The 18721-nt window shown below is 69.5% G+C and carries 13 protein-coding genes; 3 read left to right on the top strand and 10 right to left on the bottom strand.

What is annotated here, in order from left to right; genetic code table 11:
• Positions 1-89: 89 nt before the first annotated feature.
• Entirely contained in the window at positions 90-542 is a 453-nt protein-coding gene (locus tag ABZ135_RS17950) for a hypothetical protein (RefSeq protein ID WP_356696737.1), read from the bottom strand.
• 24 nt (positions 543-566) lie between these two features.
• Complete coding sequence (locus tag ABZ135_RS17955; RefSeq protein ID WP_356696739.1) at positions 567-1883, bottom strand: ATP-binding protein; 1317 nt, start codon at positions 1881-1883, stop codon at positions 567-569.
• A 177-nt stretch (positions 1884-2060) separates the two neighbouring features.
• On the opposite strand from ABZ135_RS17955, the gene ABZ135_RS17960 reads away from it, so the two are divergent.
• Together ABZ135_RS17960 and ABZ135_RS17965 are read left to right on the top strand one after the other, a co-directional pair.
• Positions 2061-3644 carry a restriction endonuclease fold toxin-2 domain-containing protein gene (locus ABZ135_RS17960; protein WP_356696741.1) on the top strand — a complete coding sequence of 528 codons (1584 nt, stop codon included), beginning with the start codon at positions 2061-2063 and terminating at the stop codon, positions 3642-3644.
• A 29-nt stretch (positions 3645-3673) separates the two neighbouring features.
• A complete protein-coding gene (locus tag ABZ135_RS17965; RefSeq protein ID WP_356696743.1) occupies positions 3674-4126 on the top strand; it encodes a hypothetical protein in 453 nt (150 codons plus the stop codon).
• 1 nt (position 4127) lies between these two features.
• Here the strand turns inward: ABZ135_RS17965 and ABZ135_RS17970 are convergent, their stop codons facing one another.
• From ABZ135_RS17970 to ABZ135_RS17980, 3 genes are all read right to left on the bottom strand, one after another.
• Positions 4128-4973, bottom strand: coding sequence for a hypothetical protein (locus tag ABZ135_RS17970; RefSeq protein WP_356696745.1), 846 nt, complete (start codon positions 4971-4973; stop codon positions 4128-4130).
• Between the two features lie 276 nt (positions 4974-5249).
• Entirely contained in the window at positions 5250-5453 is a 204-nt protein-coding gene (locus ABZ135_RS17975; RefSeq protein ID WP_356696747.1) for a DUF397 domain-containing protein, read from the bottom strand.
• Complete coding sequence (locus ABZ135_RS17980) at positions 5450-6277, bottom strand: helix-turn-helix transcriptional regulator (RefSeq protein WP_356696749.1); 828 nt, start codon at positions 6275-6277, stop codon at positions 5450-5452. Before ABZ135_RS17980 ends, ABZ135_RS17975 begins: the two co-directional genes overlap by 4 nt.
• 116 nt (positions 6278-6393) lie before the next feature.
• Between ABZ135_RS17980 and ABZ135_RS17985 the strand changes: the two genes are divergently transcribed.
• A complete protein-coding gene (locus ABZ135_RS17985) occupies positions 6394-6621 on the top strand; it encodes a hypothetical protein (protein WP_356696751.1) in 228 nt (75 codons plus the stop codon).
• A 61-nt stretch (positions 6622-6682) separates the two neighbouring features.
• Here ABZ135_RS17985 and ABZ135_RS17990 read toward each other — a convergent pair whose 3' ends face one another.
• The 5 genes from ABZ135_RS17990 to ABZ135_RS18010 form a co-directional block, all read right to left on the bottom strand.
• A complete protein-coding gene (locus ABZ135_RS17990; RefSeq protein ID WP_356696753.1) occupies positions 6683-10930 on the bottom strand; it encodes a DNA methyltransferase in 4248 nt (1415 codons plus the stop codon).
• On the bottom strand, positions 10927-14175 hold the full coding sequence (gene drmD, locus ABZ135_RS17995) for a DISARM system SNF2-like helicase DrmD (RefSeq protein WP_356696755.1): 3249 nt from the start codon (positions 14173-14175) through the stop codon (positions 10927-10929). Before drmD ends, ABZ135_RS17990 begins: the two co-directional genes overlap by 4 nt.
• Before the next feature lie 125 nt (positions 14176-14300).
• The gene (locus ABZ135_RS18000; protein WP_356696757.1) at positions 14301-15488 is read right to left on the bottom strand and encodes a hypothetical protein; all 1188 of its coding nucleotides are present in this window, start codon (positions 15486-15488) and stop codon (positions 14301-14303) included.
• The gene (locus ABZ135_RS18005) at positions 15485-15988 is read right to left on the bottom strand and encodes a DUF4365 domain-containing protein (protein WP_356696759.1); all 504 of its coding nucleotides are present in this window, start codon (positions 15986-15988) and stop codon (positions 15485-15487) included. The genes ABZ135_RS18000 and ABZ135_RS18005 overlap by 4 nt, the downstream gene beginning before the upstream one ends.
• 132 nt (positions 15989-16120) lie before the next feature.
• Entirely contained in the window at positions 16121-18718 is a 2598-nt protein-coding gene (locus tag ABZ135_RS18010; RefSeq protein ID WP_356696761.1) for a DUF262 domain-containing protein, read from the bottom strand.
• Positions 18719-18721: the final 3 nt, after the last annotated feature.

Here is an 18721-nt window from a genome sequence, read left to right on the forward strand (position 1 = left end):
TGCCGTCGACGACCCTAGATGCCCCCACTGACAACACCTCATGATCCCCTGCCGCGGGCACCTCCGACCAGGGCCGGAACCCCTGTTCGTCAGGTGTGGGCGGCCAGCCCGTGGTCGAGGGTCCACACCGTGGCCTCGATCCCGGACGTACGGGCGAGATAACGGTCGCGCTCGATAAGGATGTTCAGGTCCCCGCACCCCACCTTGTTGGCCGCGTGGTCGACCAGGCTCGCTCCCGTGCTCCCTCCCTCCACGAGGGCGTTGAGGTGGGCGGCGTTCCATTCGACCTCGTTGAGGGCCCAGGGCGCCTTGCCGTCGACCACCATGCGCAGCGTGTCCGCGAACTTCTCCGCGTAGACACGCCGGTGATAGCCGTCCGCCAACTGGGCGATGTGATTGCCCGTCTCGATGACAGCGGTGACGGGCAGCAGGAGGTCGCAGTCACGGGCCTGCCGCTTCTGCTTCAGCTCGGCCAGCACCTTCTCGCGGTCCTGGCTCTTGCCGGGCACGCCCAGGAGGTTGCACAGGACGGACGTGTCCACGAATTCCACTCGACGGGCCACGCGTCACCCGATCCCGAGAAGACGGTCGAACTCGGTGTAGTCACGCTCGCCCCGGTCCCGGGTATCGATCTTCCCCTGCGTGACGGCCTCGCCCAGGGACCCGGCAGCCATGGCCGTCGGATACCCGTCCAGTTCCGTGAGCCGGGTGAGCCGGCTCGTGCCCGTCCCGGGATCGCGCGAGCAGACCACGACCCCCTCGTGATCGGTGTTGTCCAGGGCGGTGAGGAGGGCTGGGCTGTGGGTGGTGATGAGCACCTGCGTGCCGTTCTCGGCGCTGGCGTCGCGTACGAGCTGAAGCACCTGGGATGCCTGCGTCGGGTGCAGTCCGTTCTCCAGCTCCTCCACGACCAGCATGAGGAACGGCCCTTCCTTGAAGCTGGTCGACGACGAGGAGCCGAGGTCGAGCCCGCCGCCACCGGTGAGCAGGGCGGTGGTCACCGCGAGGAAGCGGAGCATGCCGTCGCTCATCTCACGGGCCGGCGTCAGCCCGAGCGGCCCTTCGTCGAGGGCCAGCATGACGTCCCCGAGCTCGGAGCGGGTCACCGCGAGCCGTTCGATGTCGTGGTCGGCGAGGTCCCGCAGCCGGTGCACCAGCGACTCGAACAGTTCGGGCTGGGTGCGCTGAATGCCTCCGACCGCGGCCGAGAGGTTCTCGGCGGTGCGGCGGAGACTGCTGTCGCGGGACTGGACGTACTGCCGCATCAGATGCGGTACGGGATCGAGGTGGAAGACGCCGACGAGCGCGGTCAGCATCGCCTCGGCGCACCAGACGCTCTCCCACTCCCCTTCGGTCTTGCCCGACACGCGCCCCGGGAGCTGCGAGGTGAGCAGACGGGAGCTCCGGAACGGACCGCTGGGGTTCTTTCCGGGCTTGCCGTTGTGCCAGGACGCCTGGATGTCACCGTAGTGCGGGCTCGGCTCGCCGCTGACGAGGATCTTCCGCTGCCCGTTCGCCGTGGGTCCGGTCAGCCGTTCCTCGATGATCTGCACCTCGGGTTCCACCTGGATCGTCACGTCCAGGTCGATGGGCCCGTCCTCCGTCCGTACGGTGCAGCCGAGCGAGAAGCGGTCGGAACCGTGCGGCACACATCCCGTCAGGCCGCCACGCACCGGCCCGGAGGAACTGCGCCGGCTCTCCAGGGCCTCGATGATGTCCTCGCCCCGCGCCAGCCTCGACAGGACCTCCAGGCCGTCCAGGGCATTGGACTTGCCACTGCTGTTGCGCCCGATGAGCACGGTGAGCGGCGCCAAGGGAAACCGCTCGTCGCGGAAGCTCTTGAACGCGGTGAGGCGGACCTCTTCGATGGCCAGGGCAGTCACATCGGCCAAGTTACCCCAGCGCCCCGCGATCGGCCCCGCTTGTCGGCGTCGCGAGGTAGAACAGTCGTCGTACGATCCATTGTTCGCACCCGCGATGCGGGGTACGGGAGGGGCGACGCAATGAGCGGACTGGCACCACACCTCAAGTTCATCGCGCAAGGAATGATCCAAGGCGCGATGGGCCTGACCGAAACGATGCGGGGGGCTCGAGACACCGCCATCGCCCTCTACCACGAGCTGGACCGGCAGCGTGGGATGGCCGGGGACGACGAGGCGGGGCGAGCGTTCGCGAAGGTGTACCGGTCGGCCGCGGCCGCCACGCTGGACAAGATCGGCTTCAGCGCGTACGTGCTAGGGGAGACCAGCCGGGGACTCATGCGGAACGCGCGCGAGTTCATGGCCCAGGACAATGCGATCGCCGCGCTCCTCGGCAAGCAGGCGGACCTGACCGCCGGCATGGGCGACCCGGGGGCGGGCTGCCCCGAGAACTACCTCGGCCTGGGCAGGGAACTCCCCGAGGTGATCGGGGAGACCGCCTGGTACGAGCAGTACGCGCCGGGTGGCACCGATCGCTTCCGCGGGGCGCCCGAGAAGCTGCGCGAGGTGGCGAACTGCTGGCGGCGTGGCGGCAAGCTGATGCTGCGTTTCCTGGAAGACGCCCAGGCGTCCGCCATGACGGCGGACAAGGCGCACTCCGGGGAGGCGGCCGACGCGTTCCGTACGTACTTCAGGACCTCGGTGGGCATGACCTGCCCGCCCAGCCAGGTCCAGGAGGACGAACCCCTCGTCGCCAACCTCGTGGCGGCCTGCAACGAGATCGCGAAGGCCTGTGACCGGTACGCCGAGCACGTCGAGGCCGCCCAGCAAGCCATTCAGCAGCACAAGCTGGACCTGTTCGCCGTGGACATGCCCTGGGACAGTCCGCTGTTCGGCGGCAACGGCTACGACGGCGGCCTCCTGGACGCGGTCCTGGGCGATGCCTGGATCCGCCGCCTCGGAGAGGTGGGCCACGCCCTGGACTCGGCCGAGAAGCGGGTGAGGCTCCCTGAGGGCGGCGGCGGGCCGAGCGCCCCTGGCTTCCCGTTCCTTCCTCCGCTGATCCCGGTTCCGGTGCCGGTGCCGGCGCCCGTACCGCTCGTCCTCGCCTCGTACACCGGCGGGATGCCGGGGGTCCTGCCGACGGCCTATACGGACCCCGATCCCGGCATCGCCTACCGCGACCCCATCCCTCCGGCCGCGGTTCCTCCTCCGCGCCTCCTGACGCCGGCAGAGCGCAGGGAGTTCGTGACGTGGGTGAATACGCTGCAGCCGTCCAATTTCGGCAACCTCAAGCCCGCGAGCCATCCCGAGAACATCTACCAGCTGCGGATCGCCGGCTACCCGGAGCGGGTCATCCCGTTGCCCAAGGACTTCGAGAAGCCCGCGATAGGTGCCGACGGCATGCGTCCGGCGGACGGGATGATGGTGGACGCCAAGTACGTCGCGGACGCGGATGACGACTGCAGGAAAACCACGTGGCGCCGGCCGTCCACGTTCGAGATCGAGGACGAGTTCAAGCCGGACGGCACCAAGAAGTGGAACAAGAAGGACATCCTGATCGGTCGGGACGAGGCCGAACTCGAGAAATACCGGCAGGCGATGATCGAACACAAGGAGATCCGGGGCCTGGAGATCGTCACCAACGACAAAGAGGCCGCGGCGTACTGGCAGACGCTGATGGCGCTCCAGGGTGTTTCCGGCTCCGCCCGGTACGTGAAGTGACCCCGCGCGCCGAGGAGGAAAGCATCAGCATGACGCACGATGAAGACGACCCGACCACCTTCCTGTTCTACGCACCGGAGCGGCAGCCCCACGCCTGGGGGCTGGACCTGGCCGGTCTCGGAGAGGCCCTGAGGGAGGCGTTCCCCGAGGTCCGCTACCGGGTCCGCCAGGACCGTACGCATCAGGGCGAGCCGTACCTCTCCTTCTGGGCCGCCATGGAGGACGGCACCGAGTACGAAGGCACGGCCACGGTCCACGGACGTGACTGCGTGATGCTGGCCGACGTCACGGCGGGCGCGGCGGCCTCATTCCTGGTCTGGCTGCGGGACCGCTACCTGCCCGCCCCTGATCTCATCCGCTTCAGCAGCGAGCCGGCCGTGGAACGCGGCATCGAGACGGACTGGCGGCTGCCTGCCGACGGTGGGGTGGAGCGGGTGGCGGAGGAGCTCCGACACCACCTGTCCGTGGTGAGCGGGGCCTGAGTCAGGCGGCGTCCGCCTGGGCGTCGGCGTCGGCTCTGCAGTCGGCGCAGCGCGCGTCCGGTGCGTGACTGCGGAACGCGCGCTCGCAGCCGTCGCAGGTGACGAGGGGCGCGGGGGCGGGTGCTTGCGCCTTCGCTGGGAGCGGGGGTGGCAGGAGGTGCGTGAGCCGGTACTCCACGAACCGGGCCGGGTGGTGGATGGGGACGGGCTCGGGCGGCAGGCCCGCGGTGAGGGTGCGGGTGATCTGGGCGGGCGTCGCTGAGCGGGCGAGCCAGGTCTCGACGGCGGGGGCGAGGCGCTGGACGTCGGCGAGGGAGAGGACCAGGCGCGGGTCGGAGAGGCGGAGGCGGGCGAGGATGTCGGCGGCGGGGCCGATGGGGTGTTCCTCGGCTTGCGGCTGAGTCTCGGGCCGGGGCTTCTGCGCCTGTGGCTTCGGTACGGGTGGGGGTGGGGGTACGGGGGCCGGTGCCGTGGCCGGGACGCAGCCGGGCTTGTCGTACGAGAAGGTGCGGGTCGCGAACTTGCCGCCGCCTAGCGGGATGCGGGGGCGGGCGATGTACCCGGCCCGCTCCAGCTCGTTGAGGGCCCGGCGGACGGTCGTCTCACCCTCGCGGAAGCGGAGGGTGAGGGCCTTCGCGGTCACGGAGACGCCGTCCGGCAGCGACTGGATGTACACGGCGATGCCGATCGCCGCGGCGGAGAGCTCGGTGTGCTGGGCGAGGTGGTTGCCGACGACCGTGAAGCGCTCGGTGTGGCGGTGCCGGATGTGGATCACCCCGGCGGGTGGTGCGTCGGCGGGGATCGGGGGGTACGCGGACAGGGCCGCGTTAGACTGCGGGTCAGCCATCGGGAAGGTCTTCTCTTCCTGATCGGTCAGGCCCTCGTCAGGATTGCCGTCCTGCCGGGGGCCGAATGCGTTTATGGGGTTGTCGGGGCCGACCGTACCGCAGGCGTCCGGGTTTCGGACGGCTCATCACCCGAACGTGTGAGCGCGGAGCTTGCGGGCCGGGTTTCGGTTGGGGAGGTTCTTTCCCCAGGGCTTTTCTTTGGGTGGCGTGCGTGGCCGGGGCGCGTGGATGCGCGCCCCGGTGAGTGGGCGGGTGGGCGGTCGGTCGGTCGGACGTCAGACGCGCTTGATGTGGTCGACAAAGGCGGACCAGGCGGGGGCGGGGATGAGGAGGGCGGGGCCGGCGGGGTTCTTGCTGTCGCGGACGGGGACGGTGTGGGGGATGCCGTCAGCGATTTCGACGCAGTCGCCGCCGCCCCCGTCACTGAACGAGCTCTTGCGCCACGATCCGGCCGCCAGGTCGATTCGGGTGTCAATCATGGTCCGAGCTCCTCCATCGCCTGCTGGATCAGGGCCGTTGACGCTTCGGGCGAGAGCGCTTGGGCATGCACAAGATCGTATCGATAGGAGTGTCGAGCGACCATGGCCTTGTCCTCGACCAGTTCGCCGGAGTGCCCGGCCTCCAGATAGGCCACATCAGCCCGGTTCTCGAAGGAAAGCACGGTGAGCGAGCCGCCCATCGCCGGGTGCGCTCCCACCGAGAACGGCAGCACCTGAATCTCGATGAACGGAGCCTTCGCAGCTTCTGCGACCAAGTTCAGTTGCTCACGCATGACCGCTGACCCACCGACCGAGTGCCGGATCACCGCCTCGTCCATGACGACCCACAGCAGCGGTGGCCGCCGCCTCCGGAGCAACGACTGCCGCTTCATGCGCGCGACGACCTTCGTCTCGATCTCCTCTGGAGTGCACCAAGGCTGACCCTGCCGCAGCACTTCGCGCGCGTACTCAGGCGTCTGAAGCAGGCCAGGCACGCTCGCCGCCACGTACTTGTGCATCGCGACGGCCTTGCTCTCGTACTCCATGAACCTGCCGGCCCAGTCCGGGAACGGCGTCCGCTGGATGTGGCCCCACAGGTCGGTCAGATCACCGTCGGCGCCCAGGAACTTGTCCAGCTTCGCGTCCACGTCCTCCGGCGGGATCTCCTTCCCCAGTTCGAACTGGGCGATCCGGCTGTGGGCGATGGGGACCTTCGCGCCCAACTGGCGTTGCGTGAGCCCCGCAGCGGCGCGGAGTTTGCGCAGCTTCGCCCCGTACAGAGCGGGGAGTGAGGCCGACGGGTCGAGCTGCTTCGGTGCGGGCACTGGAGACCCCCGTTTTCGTTCCGTGACTCCGAAACCCGTTACCCCTAGTGATCGTAGCCGTACGCATCCATGCTCATCGGTGAAAGTCACCAACGACGAGGAGAGGTGCGCAAAGCATGGAAGCGGCGAGGCGTGAAGCGTCGGTTGAGGCCATTTGGGACGCGAAGGCAGCGCGGGACGAACTGCGGGCGGCGCTGCTGGACGTCAACATCCTGTTGCCTTCGCTGGGGCTCGACACGGTGTCCTTGGCGAGTCCGTACGTGACCCCGCTCGTGGACCTCGGGCGGTGCCGGCCGGATGTGGCACGGCAGTTGGCGTCGGTGTTGCGGGGGTGTGCGGGGTGAGGTGGGAGCGGCGGTACCGGTTCGCATCCGGTTCCGGTGACACCGCCGCTCCCCTGCCGCGTCAGAACAGACTCGGAGGCTCCTCAGCGGGCGGCTTCGGCTTCCGCTTCGCCGGTGCGGCCGCCTGCTTCTTGGCGCCCTTCTTCTCGTGCAGGCCGGCGGCCACCTCGGCGGCGTAGCGGCGCTGGTTCTCTTCGAGGAGCCGGTCCAGGATCTCCTGGCGGACGACGGGGCCGACGGTGTAGCGGGGGCCCTGGCGGGTGTCGTGGAAACCGTGGTCGAGGCCGCCGGGCTGGGTGAGGAGGTCGTCCCAGCCGTAGGCGCGGGCGACTTCCTCGTCGATGGCGCGGTGGATTTCGCGGAGTTCGGTGATGTCGGGGTCGGTGCAGGTCTCGTCGTGGACGAGGTTGTAGGTGGCGGTGAGGCCGCCGCGCTCGAGCATGATGTCGCAGCGGCGGGTGTCGAGACGGTCGCCGAGCTCGCGGAGGGTGGGGGTGAGGTTCGGACGTGCGAACGTCTCGAAGACATCGGACGGGGTGTAGCGGATGCGTGTTTCAAGCGTTGAGGCACGCTCTATCGTCCACCAGTAGTGCGGCGCACTGCTCAGTAGTGCAAGCAGGGCCAGATCCTCTGACGCAAAAACGCCCAGCATGTGAGAGAACACCTGCCCTGTCGGCAACATCACCGGCATAACAGCCTTGCTCACAAGAGCGATCGCGAGAACTCGTCTAAGGCCCTTGGTGGCTTCCAAGCGCGCGGGGCCACGCTCAGCAAACTGCCACCAGCGGTCGCGATACACCTTCCGATTGCTACGGTCCCGATCTGGCTTCACCAAGCGGCGAACCTGTTCATACGCCACTGCGAAGTGCTTGGCCTCATCTTCCGACCAATCATGAAAGTCGATCACCCAGCGGCTCGCCGAGCTGTCTGGTCTTGAGTTGAGGTCTTGCCCGTTGAGGTACGGAAACAGAACCCTCTCATATCGCGAATCCTCGGCGATGAGCGCTCTGGCCGACTGAGGTTGCATGGTGAACCCAACTCCGAGGATCACAGCCCCTTGGAAGCAGACAGCCCGGTTCTCTACCAACCGTTCAGGTGTCCCCGTAGCACGCGATGCCACCTCCAAAGAGGGGGTAATCCCCGCGACCTGAACTCCGTCGGCGATCCGCAGTCTCCCCTCAGCCATGGATGCCTTGGTAGTCCAGACCGCGCAGTACTCCAAAACCGCACTCCGCGACGGCCACGGGGCACTCTTCACGGCCTGCCGGATCTCAATCCCGTCTGCCACCAACTGATCAAGCCCTACCTCCCGCGTGTCGCCTTGCGCCAGGGTGTTCGTTGCGATCAGTCCGGTCTGCCCACCGTCATTCAGCGTTTCATGGGCCCGCAACAGGAAGTAAGCCACCAGGTCGGCGTTCCCTCGCGCGTCCCTCCCCAATTCACCAACCAGGTATTCCCTGTAGTCAAGGCCAAAGGTTCCGGTGAGCTTCTTGCCGCCCAGGAACGGCGGGTTCCCCACCACCGCATCAAATCCGCCCCGTTCCTCCCACACCTCCGGGAAGACCAACGGCAGGTGCACCGGCTCCCTGTCGAAAGCCCCCTCCGGCTGGCCCGTCGCCAGCCAGCCCCGAGCCAGCCGCTCCGCCGCCCGCAGCTCCTCCGCCTCCGACTCGCCGTCCGGTGCGTCGGCGACGTTGTGCGCGGCCGTCACCGCCTCGAACGACAGCCGGTCCTGCTCCTTATCGCCGCGCCCCGCACTCGCGAGCGCCGCCCCGACCACCAGGTCCGCGTAGACAGCCGCCTGGCGCGTCTTCTCCCGCACCGAGGCCAGGATTTCGCGCTTCTGCTCCAGCTGCTCCAGACCCGTGCCCGGGATCTTCGCCAACTCGCGCCGCTGCTCCGCGACCTCGGCCACGATCCGTCGTACACCGCCCGTGAAGTCGAGCGTGTCCTTGTGCAGGTCCCGGCCCCGCACCGGGTCCAGGTGCATCGCCTCCAGTTGCTCCACCGACGTGATCCCCAGCAAGGAGTCACCGGCCACCAAACGGTCGTCCAGGAACGTGAACGGCCGCTCCCGGTCCATCGACACCAGCCACAGCGACAGCTTCGCCATCTCCACGGCCATCGGGTTGATGTCGACGCCGTACAGGCAGTGCTCTATGACCTGCCGGCGGGCCTCCACCATCACCGGGTCCGCCTCCGCGTCCACCGCCGACGCCGACAGCGACTCCGCCGCCTCCAGGTAAGCCCTGGCCCGCTCGTTGCCCTCCCTGCTCCACGCCTCCACCAACGCCTGTGCCAGGTACCGGCACGCCGCCACCAGGAACGCCGCCGAGCCCATCGCGATGTCCGCGACCTTCAGCTTCAGCAGCTCCTCCGAGGACTTCGGGCGCCACTGGCTCCGGTCCGCCGTCTGGAGCGGGCCGTACTCGTAGATCAGCGGCTCCAGGGCGCCGTCCGCGACCTGCTGGGCGAGGGCCTTCGGGGTGTAGTGGGTGCCCGTGTTCTTCCTGAGGGACGACTCCGTCACGTACAGGGCGCCCGGGCGGATCACGACCGGCAGGCCGCGCAGGTCGGACCGGATGACGCCGTAGAACGGAAGCAGCCGCTCCGCGAGCTCCGCGTCACCGCCCGTCGCCGCCAGCAGCTTCCGCCGGGCGTCCCCTCGCGCCGCCTCGTCCAGCGGGGCCAGCGCCTTCGTCACCTTGGCCGCCGAGCCGAGGCCCGTCGTCTTGTTGTACTCGTCGGCGAGGGCCGCGCCCAGGCCGTCCCCGTGCGTGCGGGCCATCGCCTCCAGGCGGCTGAGGAGGACTTTCGCCTCCAGGCCGGGCTTGCCGACCAGGCCGACGATCGTGTCCTCGGCGCGCCGGCCCTGGTACGAGAGCAGGCCCTCGTACACGTAACCGATCTGCTCGACGTCCAGCGTGCGGAATGTGAGGCGCCGTCGCTCGCGCTTCCTGCCGGTGCCGATCCAGACGTACTGGACGGACTGGAGCATGTGGAGGACGGTCCGGTCGTCGATCGGGAGCGGGTCGGTCGGGTCGTCCTCGCCGGTGCCACGGCCCTCCAGCCACGGGAAGGCGTTGGGGTCGAAGATGGAGCCGTCGTAGGCGTGCATGGACAGCAGCGGGTGGTCGACTCCGCCGTACACCGCGTTGAAGAGGGCGATGAGCCGGTGCCAGCCGGCCCAGGTCAGCTCCAGGTCCTCCTCGGAGGTCGTGGTGGCCCGGTCCTCCAGTTCGGCGCACAGCCTGCTCGCCGAGTACGCCTGCACGTACAGCTCGTTGTCGCTGGGCAGCAGGCCGCGCTCCTCCGCGAAGAGGAGGAACACGACGCGCATCATGATGGCGACGGCGCCGCGGTAGACGTCGTGGGCGGGGACGTCGGCGAGGCCGCGGTTGCCCTTGGCGCGTTCGTTGATGTCGGCGCGGCCGATGGCCTCGACGAGGAGTTCGACGGCCTGGCGGACCTGGACGCCGAGGGCGTCCGTCACGTCCTCCTGGCTGTCCAGCGACTCGCGGAGGAGCGGGAGCAGCGTCTCGTCGTCCTCGACGCCGAAGAAGCGGCGGCGGCTGAGGAGCGAGCGGAAGGCCCGGACGACGACGCGTTCGGCCGGAGAGGGCCAGTCGACGGTGTCGAAGACGGCGGAGGTGGTGACTCCGCCGCGCGGGGCCCAGACCAGGGCCCACCAGCGGCCGTCGGTGACGAGGCCGAGCTCGACGCCGTGGTGGCGGCAGAGGTGGGCCATGCGGTCGATGGGGGTGGCGGACCAGGTCGAGCCGGGCATGCGCTTGGCGGGGTGCCGGCCGGGCGGGACGGTCAGGCCGAGGATCGCGCAGTCGGCGACCAGCCCGGCGGTGTCGGCGGCCTCGCTGCCGGGTTCACGGCCTGCCTCACTGCCGGGCTCCAGCAGGGCGAAGCTCGGAGCGACCTGCTCGTCGTGCTCGGGGACGTCCACGGCCAGGGCGTCGGACAGCTTGGCGTCGTCCCGCCAGGCGTCGCCCCACTCCAGGAGCTCGCCCAGGACGAAGTCGGTCCAGGCCCGCTGTCCGGCCGCCGGGTCCGAGAGCCAGACACCGTGCTCGTACCGCAGCCTCGTCCGCAGCGGCTTGTCGACCGCGTCGAGCTGCGGCCACGCCTTGAGCAGGACGGGCAGGGTGAGGAAGGGACCGGAGACGTCGACGAGGCTGAGCCAGTCGAGGTGCTGCTGCTTGCCGTCGGGGGCGGCGGGGCGGAAGGCCCCGCTCCGGGCACGCCCCCGGCCGCCGGTGCTGCCGCCCCCGCTGCCGGTCGTACGGTTGGTGCTCACTTGACGGCCTCCCGGCGGGGAACGACGAAGACGACGGCGACGGGGAACAGCAGCGGCTTGGGGTCGGCGTAGCGGGCCGCGATGGAGGCGAGTTCGCGTTCCTTCTCGCTCTCCAGGGCCTTTTCGCGCCGCTCCCAGTTCTCGCGGTCGCGGCGCTGCTGCTCGGCCTCCTCGAACTCCAGCTCCAGCTGGCCTTCCTCGGTGTCCGTCTTGCCGATGGCGGCGCGCAGGGAGTCGCGGAAGCGGTCGATCTGGGCGGAGATCCGGTCCGCCTCCTCGCGGCGGCGGTTCTCCAGGCGGCTTTCCAGCGCGATCTGACGGTTGCGGGCGCGCCATTCCAGCGAGGAGACCAGACCCTCGCGCACCTGGGGCCAGGCGCTGACGAGACGGTCGCGCAGGAGCGGGGAGGCCTGGGTGGAGCCGGTGAGGGCGTCGTCGAGGATCTCCCGCACCGTGGTGACCTTCTCCAGGCGGCTGAAACGGGCCGCGGTACCGGGTTCCTCGCGGAGCCAGCCGCCGGCCTGGAGGACCTCCTCGTGGAGGCGGACGCCGTCCGCTCCGACGAGGACGAAGCGGGCGAAGGCACCGACGAGGGTGGTCTCCAGCTCCGGGTGGTCGCTGACCACGGCGGCGACGCGGGCGAGACCGGTCTGGTTCTTGTTCCAGACGGCGGCGCGCAGCAGGCGGGTGGACATCGAGACGAGCGGGTGGCCGAGGTGGGCGAGGACGACGTCGTCGCGGCCCTTCGCCGAGGCGGCGTCGAAGGTGATCGGGCGCTGGATCTCGGGGCGGAGCTTGTCGGCGAGGCCGTGGGTGGCGCGCTCCCATGAGCCGGTGAGCGTGGGGACCTCGTAGAAGCCCTCGGCGAGCTCCCGCTCGTCGATGACGGGGCGGATGTCCTGCTGGCGGGCCAGTGGGAGGGCGGTGGAGACGACCCGGGCCACCCGGTCCGGGGTGATGCCGAGGGTGCTGACGGTGGCCTCGACCTGTTCCTTCAGGCGCTGGGCCTGGGTCTGGGCGTCGCGTTCGGAGGCCACGTTGCCGCCGCGCCGGGCCTTCCTGTTGGCGTACATCTCGGCGCGGGCGACGTCGAAGTCGGCACCGAGGTCGCCGGTCATACGCCGTTGGACGGCTTCGGCGAGGACGGCGTTGACCTTGCCGAGGTCCTCTTCCATGCGGGCGACCTTGATGGCGACGCGGGAGAGGAATTCGAGGTCGGCGTCGTAGGTGTCGGGGGCCTTGTCGTAGCCGCTGCCGACGAAGTGGACGATCTGCGGGGCGGTGGTCTGGCCGTAGCGGTCGACGCGGCCGATCCGCTGCTCCAGCTTGTTGGGGTTGAAGGGGATGTCGTAGTTGACCAGGCGGTGGCAGTGGCGCTGGAGGTCGATGCCCTCACTCGCGGCGTCGGTGGCCAGCAGGATGCGGACGTCGTTCTCGGTCGGGTCGGCCTGGAAGGCGAGACGCAGCTGCTCGCGCTCGTCCGCGTTCATGCCGCCGTGGAGGAGGGCGACGCGATCGCCGCCGAGGCCGTGGTCGCGGAGCAGGTTCTGGAGCCAGATCTGGGTGTCACGGTACTCGGTGAAGACGACGACGCGCTCGTTGAGCCAGTGGGCCCCGTCGGCGGTCAGGCATTCCGCCTTGAGGTAGTCGATCAGTTCGCGGGCCTTGGAGTCGGCCTGGGCCTGATGGCGGATGGCCCACGCGCGCATCTGCTCCAGGAGACCGGCCTCGTCGCTGTCGGTGCCGGGCTGGAGGGTGGTCGCACGGGCGAGGGCGTCGTCCTCGGCCTCCGCCAGCGGCTCGTCGTCGTAGTCGGCGTAGTCCTCGAAGAAGGTCTCCTGCCAGTCCTGGATCTCCTCGGCCGCCTCCTGCTTCTTGGTGCGCAGGGTCTCCAGGTAGACCTCGATGGTGCGGGCGAAGGCGTCCGGGGAGGAGAAGAGACGCTTCTTGAGGAGCAGGGTGACGAGGTCGGCGGCCTTGCGGCCGCCCTTGTAGCGGGTGCCCAGCTTCTCGCGGCGGAGCGCCGCGTACTCCTTCAGGAGCTGGTGGATGCGCCGCTCGTCCTCCGTGTACTCGACGGGCAGGGCCCGGGTCCGGCGTTCCAGGAAGCGGCGCTCGCCGGTCTCCGGGTCGCGGATGTCGGTCTTGAGACGCCGGACGACCGTGTCCTTGACGGCCTCGGGGTCGGGTTCGACGCCGCGGGCGAAGCGCTGGCTGTCGATGATCTCCAGGAGGGCGGTGTACGACTCCTGGTAGCCGTTGTGCGGGGTGGCGGAGAGGAAGAGCCGGTGCTCGAAGTACGGGGCGAGACGCCGGATCAGCTTGGTCTGCTGTGAGTCGACGGGGTACAGCTGCTTGGGCGCCGAGGGAGCGACGTGGTGGGCCTCGTCGAGGATGAGCAGGTCGAACGGGCGCTTCCTGGGTACGGCGGAGTCCACGCCGGAATCGTGGGCGGGCAGCACCTCGGCGAGGAGGCGCTGGGCCTTGGCGCCGCGGAGCCAGGGGAGGCTGACGATCGACAGCGGGTAGATGTTGAAGGGGTTGGCCGCGCTGCCGTGCTTGCGGCGGACCTCCGCACTCCGCTCCGAGTCGATGACCGTGAACTCCAGGCCGAACTTCTCGGCCATCTCATCGCGCCACTTCACCGTGAGGCCGGCCGGGCAGACGATCATGATCTTGTGGGCACGGTTGCGGAGGATGAGCTCCAGCGCGACGAGCCCCGCCTCGATGGTCTTGCCGAGGCCGACGTCGTCGGCGAGGAGCAGGTTCACGCGCGGTGCGGCGATCGCCCGGGAGACCGGTTCGAGCTGGTACGGCTCGACGGCAACGCCGGAGCGGAAGGGGGCCTGGAGCGTGCGGACGTCCGCCGAGGTGACCGCCGACCAGCGCACCGCGTCGAGGAAGGCCGCGAGGCGCTCCGGCGGGTCGAAGTTTCCGGCCGAGACGTCGGGGAGGGAGCCGGTGGGGAGCCGGCGGCGCCCGGGCTCGACCTCCCAGATCACGGAGAGCGTGTCGTTGTAGCGGCCGTCCTCGACGCTGTTGAGCGTCACGAGCGTCCCCACTCCGGGACGGCCGGCGCCAGGCGTGTCCATTCCGCCGTGGTCGACCTCGGCGACGACCCACCGCTGGCCCCGGACCTCGACGAGGTCGCTGATCTCAGGGACCGCTCGCTCGTCCCGCGCCTCCGCGCTGCGGCGGACGGCCCGCTGCGCCACACCCGCCAGGTCGGTGGTCGGCGTCGTCATCGCTCTCCGCACTCCTCTTGCCGCCCCGGCCTGGGCGAATACGTCAAACACAGTCATTCAAACACGTGGGCGTCATCCCACCGGGCCCACTCTGGCACGGCCGCGCACCTGCCGTACCGGCGTTGTCACAGCACGTCGAATCCGGTGATCCTCGTCAGCTCGTGATAGTTGCCGCGCCTGCTGAGATCGCCCTCGATACGGAGGTCCCGGCGCTCCCGGTGGGCATCGGTGGCACGGTCGTACTCCGCCTCCGTGAGATGAAGGTGGATCTGGCGTTCCTGGCCGACGAGGTCTCCGTTCTCCCTCATGAGGCGGGCCACGATCGTCACCTCACCCGGACCGAAATCGGCGGCGCGCTTGAGCCTGGTCGTCCGGCCGACCACGGTGACTCCGCGCTCCGGTTCCTGGCGCCGGAGGTCCTGTGCGCCCTCCCGCAGGATGTGGACCTCCCGCGGGGAGAACGTCAGGGGGCGAGCCTCGCGGGGAGCCGGCCAGCGCGGGGACCAGGCGAACGAGAGGGAGAAGCCGTGAAGGGTCGCCGGGTCCCGCCCGTCGCGGCCGTCGTGGCCGCCCATGCCGGCGAGGGCTTCGCAGAGGTCGGCCGAGATGCCGAGGTCGGCTCCCTCGGCGAAGGGGCTGGAGTCGTCCCGTGCGTCCGCGAGGCCCGCTGCCCAGCGCGCGGCGGAAACCGCCTCGTACATCCGGAGCGAGACCTTGCGGGCGAAGGGTGCCGGGGTCATGTCCCATTCCGGAACGTCCTCGAAAAGGTGTCCCTGCGGTACCTCTTCGGGCAGGGGCACCTGCACTTGGAAGACGTAGCTGCCGGGCGACGTCGGGCCGAACCTGGCGCTCTCCACGAAGTCCTTGGCGCGCTGCGGCTTGCGCCGGGGATGCACCAGGCGCGGTCCGTCCAGGACGGTGTCACAGGCGGCCGCCATCAGCAGGTCCCGCGCGCTGGTGACGGCGAGCACCGCCGCCGGTACCGGGATGGTTCCCGAGGGAGTGGAGGGCATGGTGCGGATGTACTGGACATCCAGGCCCGACAGGGTCAGGTCCTGGTGGACCGCTGCCGGTGGGCGCCCCTCCACCTCGGCCAGAGCACCGATCAGATCCGACATGCGGTCGGCGTAGTCCGCCAGGTCGCGGTCCATCGGAAGCAGCACGCGTCGCTGCCGGCCGTCCCACTCCCGTTCCCAGCGGCGGCTGTAACGGACCCTGCCGCCGGGACGCCAGCCCCTCTGCCGCAGATACCGCTCCACATCGCGCGGGCGCAGCCGCTCCAGCTCGCGCTCGGGTACCCCTACTGCCGTCATGGTGCGGGCACCTCCTCGCACGCCCGGTGGAAGAATTCGTGCAGAGCGTCGACCGTGAGCAGATTCTCCCTCGGGACAGTGACAGTGACACTCTTCTGTCCCTGCTGAACCGGCAGTGAGCGGTTCTCGAGCGAGAGCCAGTACGCGGAGTGCTTCAGGGTCAAGGCGGGCACGTCCACGCTGATGTACGCGGCGGGGTCGGCCGGCACGACGACGACCACCAGGTAGCACGGCACCTGGCGGCGCCCCCGCAACCGTTTGAACTGGTCGATCGACAGGGTGATCCTGAGGCCGGCGTCGGCCGTCTCGATCTGGTCAACCCTCCTGGTCTTCACCTGGAGCGCGATCTGCACGTCGAGCTCGGGATCCTCGTGGTCCCGTCCCAGGATCAGGTCCTTGCCGATGTCGGGGTAGGGCACGGCCACCTGGAAGCCGGCCGCCGCGGCGATGGCGGCCACGAACGTCTCCCCGTACCAGCCCTGGTGGTTGTTGAGCTCCATCCGCCCCCGCGCTCCGGTCGTAGGCCACCCGCCACGTGCCCACGCCCGGAGTGACACCCGATCACTGCTCGGCAGAGTAACCGAGCAGTGATCGTCCGTTAAGCACAGATCCGACCTCTGGAACCGACTGTGTCAGGTCGTTTCGTGATCGCCGTCGACCGGCCGGCGGGCCTCCGCCAGCGCCACGGTCAGGACGAACCACTCCAGGACCTCCCGGATCTCCGCGCCGTGCTCGGCGAAGACCTCCAATGGGAAGGAGGGGCGCAGGTCCAGCTTCGCCTCGGCGAGGTCGATGCCCTCCACCTTGTTCAACCGCGCCATCAGCTCACGCCGCAGCTGCTCGTCGTCGAACGGCGGCCGGCGCTTCAGGTACTGGAAGACCACCTCGACGGTGCCGGTCACCGGGTAGAGGGCGATCGGCCACAGCGAGCGCGTGGGACGGCCGCCGAGGTGCAGCGTCGGGAAGCAACTGGTCTCGCTCTTCCGACCGTAGTCGAGGGCGCCGCCCTGCTCCTCCCAGAAGCGGAGGGCAGCCAGCACTCCCTCCACGGTCTCGGGAGTCTGGTTGTCCCGCAGCAGCGTCTCGAAACGCCCGGCGGCACTCTCACCCTCGGTGCCCCCAGCGGCTGCCTGGGCGGGAGCCTCGTCCTCGAAGCCGTCCTTGCCCACCAGAGTGGCCAGGTCCGCCGCGGTCAGCCGGTGGGAACGACGGGCGCGGCCCCCCTCGTCGAACGGGACGCCTTCGGCCTCCAGGACGGTCCGCGGATCGCCCGGGTGCTCCTGGCCGTCGGGCCAGCGGAAGCCGGCCGAGATCTTCCCGTCGGCCATCAGGACGCGGTGGGCGCCGTGCAACTCGGGCCTCGCCGCGATGTGGCTGCCGACCGCGACGGCGTGGGTGCCGATGAGCGCCGCCAAGTCACCGTAGGTCGTCCAGGTCCCCGCGGGCATGCTCAGCAGAGCCTGCCGCAGCTCTCCCCAGCCCGCCCACTCGTCATCCGTCTGGACCACGTCATCGATCGGTCCGGGCCACAGCCGCACGGCCCGGTCGGCCAGTTCGTCGGCACGTGCGGAGATCTCCGCCCGGCCCCAGCGTTCCTCGGCCGCGATGCGCTGGTTCATCCGCAGGGCGCTGGAGTCCAGGATCTCCTGCTTGCGGCGGAAGGGATGATTGGACAGGCGGGCGTTGTCGCCGGAGAGGGTGAGATTGCCCAGGGTGTGCACGAGCTGGGTGTGCAGCTCCTCCGGGCTCTCGCCCTCGGATGCCTCCTCGGCGAGCAGATCGAACCACTGCTGCGCCGGATGCTGGGGCAGTACGTGCTCCACGCTGAGCTGCGCCTTGGTGTAGTCGACCGGCTCGCTGGCGCCGTAACTCTCCTCGAAGCGCCGAAGGATCTCGAAGCGCTGGTTCGACCGACCGGACTTGTAGAACGGGCGGCGGTGGACGGCCTCGCGCACCCAGGCGTCGGACGGCCAGACGCGCGTACCGGTCTTGGCTGAAAGGGCGCGGCGTACCGCCTGCGCGATCGATCCTCCCGCCTCCGCCTCCTTGTCCACCTCCTTGGGGAGCTCCATGAAGGTCCGGTTGTTGCCCGTGGTGGAGTGGCCGGTGATGAGGCGCCGGACCATGTAGCTCTCCGCGTACGACAACGCCGTGGCCGCCTCCTCGGGGGTGCAGGTGCCGGCGTCCACACGGTCGAGCAGGAGGAGCGTCAACGGATAGTGCATCTGGCTGCCCCAACGGGCAAGCCGCTCCAGCACCTCGCGCAGGGCCTGGGAACTCTCACGCTCCGGCTCGACGATCCTCATCAGGCGGTCGGCGCGGACGTACAGGCGCGCGATCTCGGCCTCCAGCGCGGCCTCGTCGGAACTCAGCGGCTCGAGACGCCTCTTCTGGTCACGGTAGATCTCGCTCTGCTTCGCCCGGTTGTCGCCCCCGACCACGAGGTCGAGCCAGACGAGCAGCTCGAGCAGGGCCGGTCCCAGCAACTCCTGCATGGGCAGCCAGAGGTTCCGGTAGACGGCCTCGCCGCGAGTGGGCAGGCACATGAAGAGGTAGTTCCGCAGCAGGTCGCTCTGGCTCAGGCCGACACCGGTGTTGTTGATGGACTCGAAGATGCGGTAGACGTTGTCGCCCTCGGCGGCGGTGATCGACACAATGGTCAGGAAGTCCCTGAGCACGGACTCGACGGCGCTCGCCCACTCCTGGCCGCCGGCCTCCTCGCCCTCGGTCAACGCGGCGAGGAAGAAACGGTACGCGCCGCCGACGTTGCCCGCGGCGCCTGCCTTCGGGAGTGACTCCACACAGGCGATGAAGGCATCGCGGTCCGCCTGGGTCGGCAACAACCGATAGTGGTCGTTCCCGTCCTGGTAGCCGTTGACGAGGATGAGATCGTGGATGCGTGAGGCATGCTTGTCCCTTCCTCGTGCGCGGTGGTGATCCCGGAGCGCGGTGAAAGCGAGCATGAGCGTGGTCAGCCGCTGCTGACCGTCCACGACGAGCCAGCGCTGCATCCCACCCGCGGCGACCCGCTCGGGTGCGAGCACCACGGACCCGATGAAGTGGGCCGCGGGCGGACGGCCTTCCAGCTTGTCGTCCACGACTTCGAGGACGTCGTCCCACAGCTGTTGCAGTTCGGGGCGCTGCCAGCTGTAGGTGCGTTGATAGAGCGGGACCTGGAACTGCGTCTCACCGTTGACCAGTTTGCTGAACGTCGTCTCATGAGCGTGCACGTG

It is taken from the genome of Streptomyces sp. NPDC006339 (assembly GCF_040612775.1).
Classification (GTDB): Bacteria; Actinomycetota; Actinomycetes; order Streptomycetales; family Streptomycetaceae; genus Streptomyces.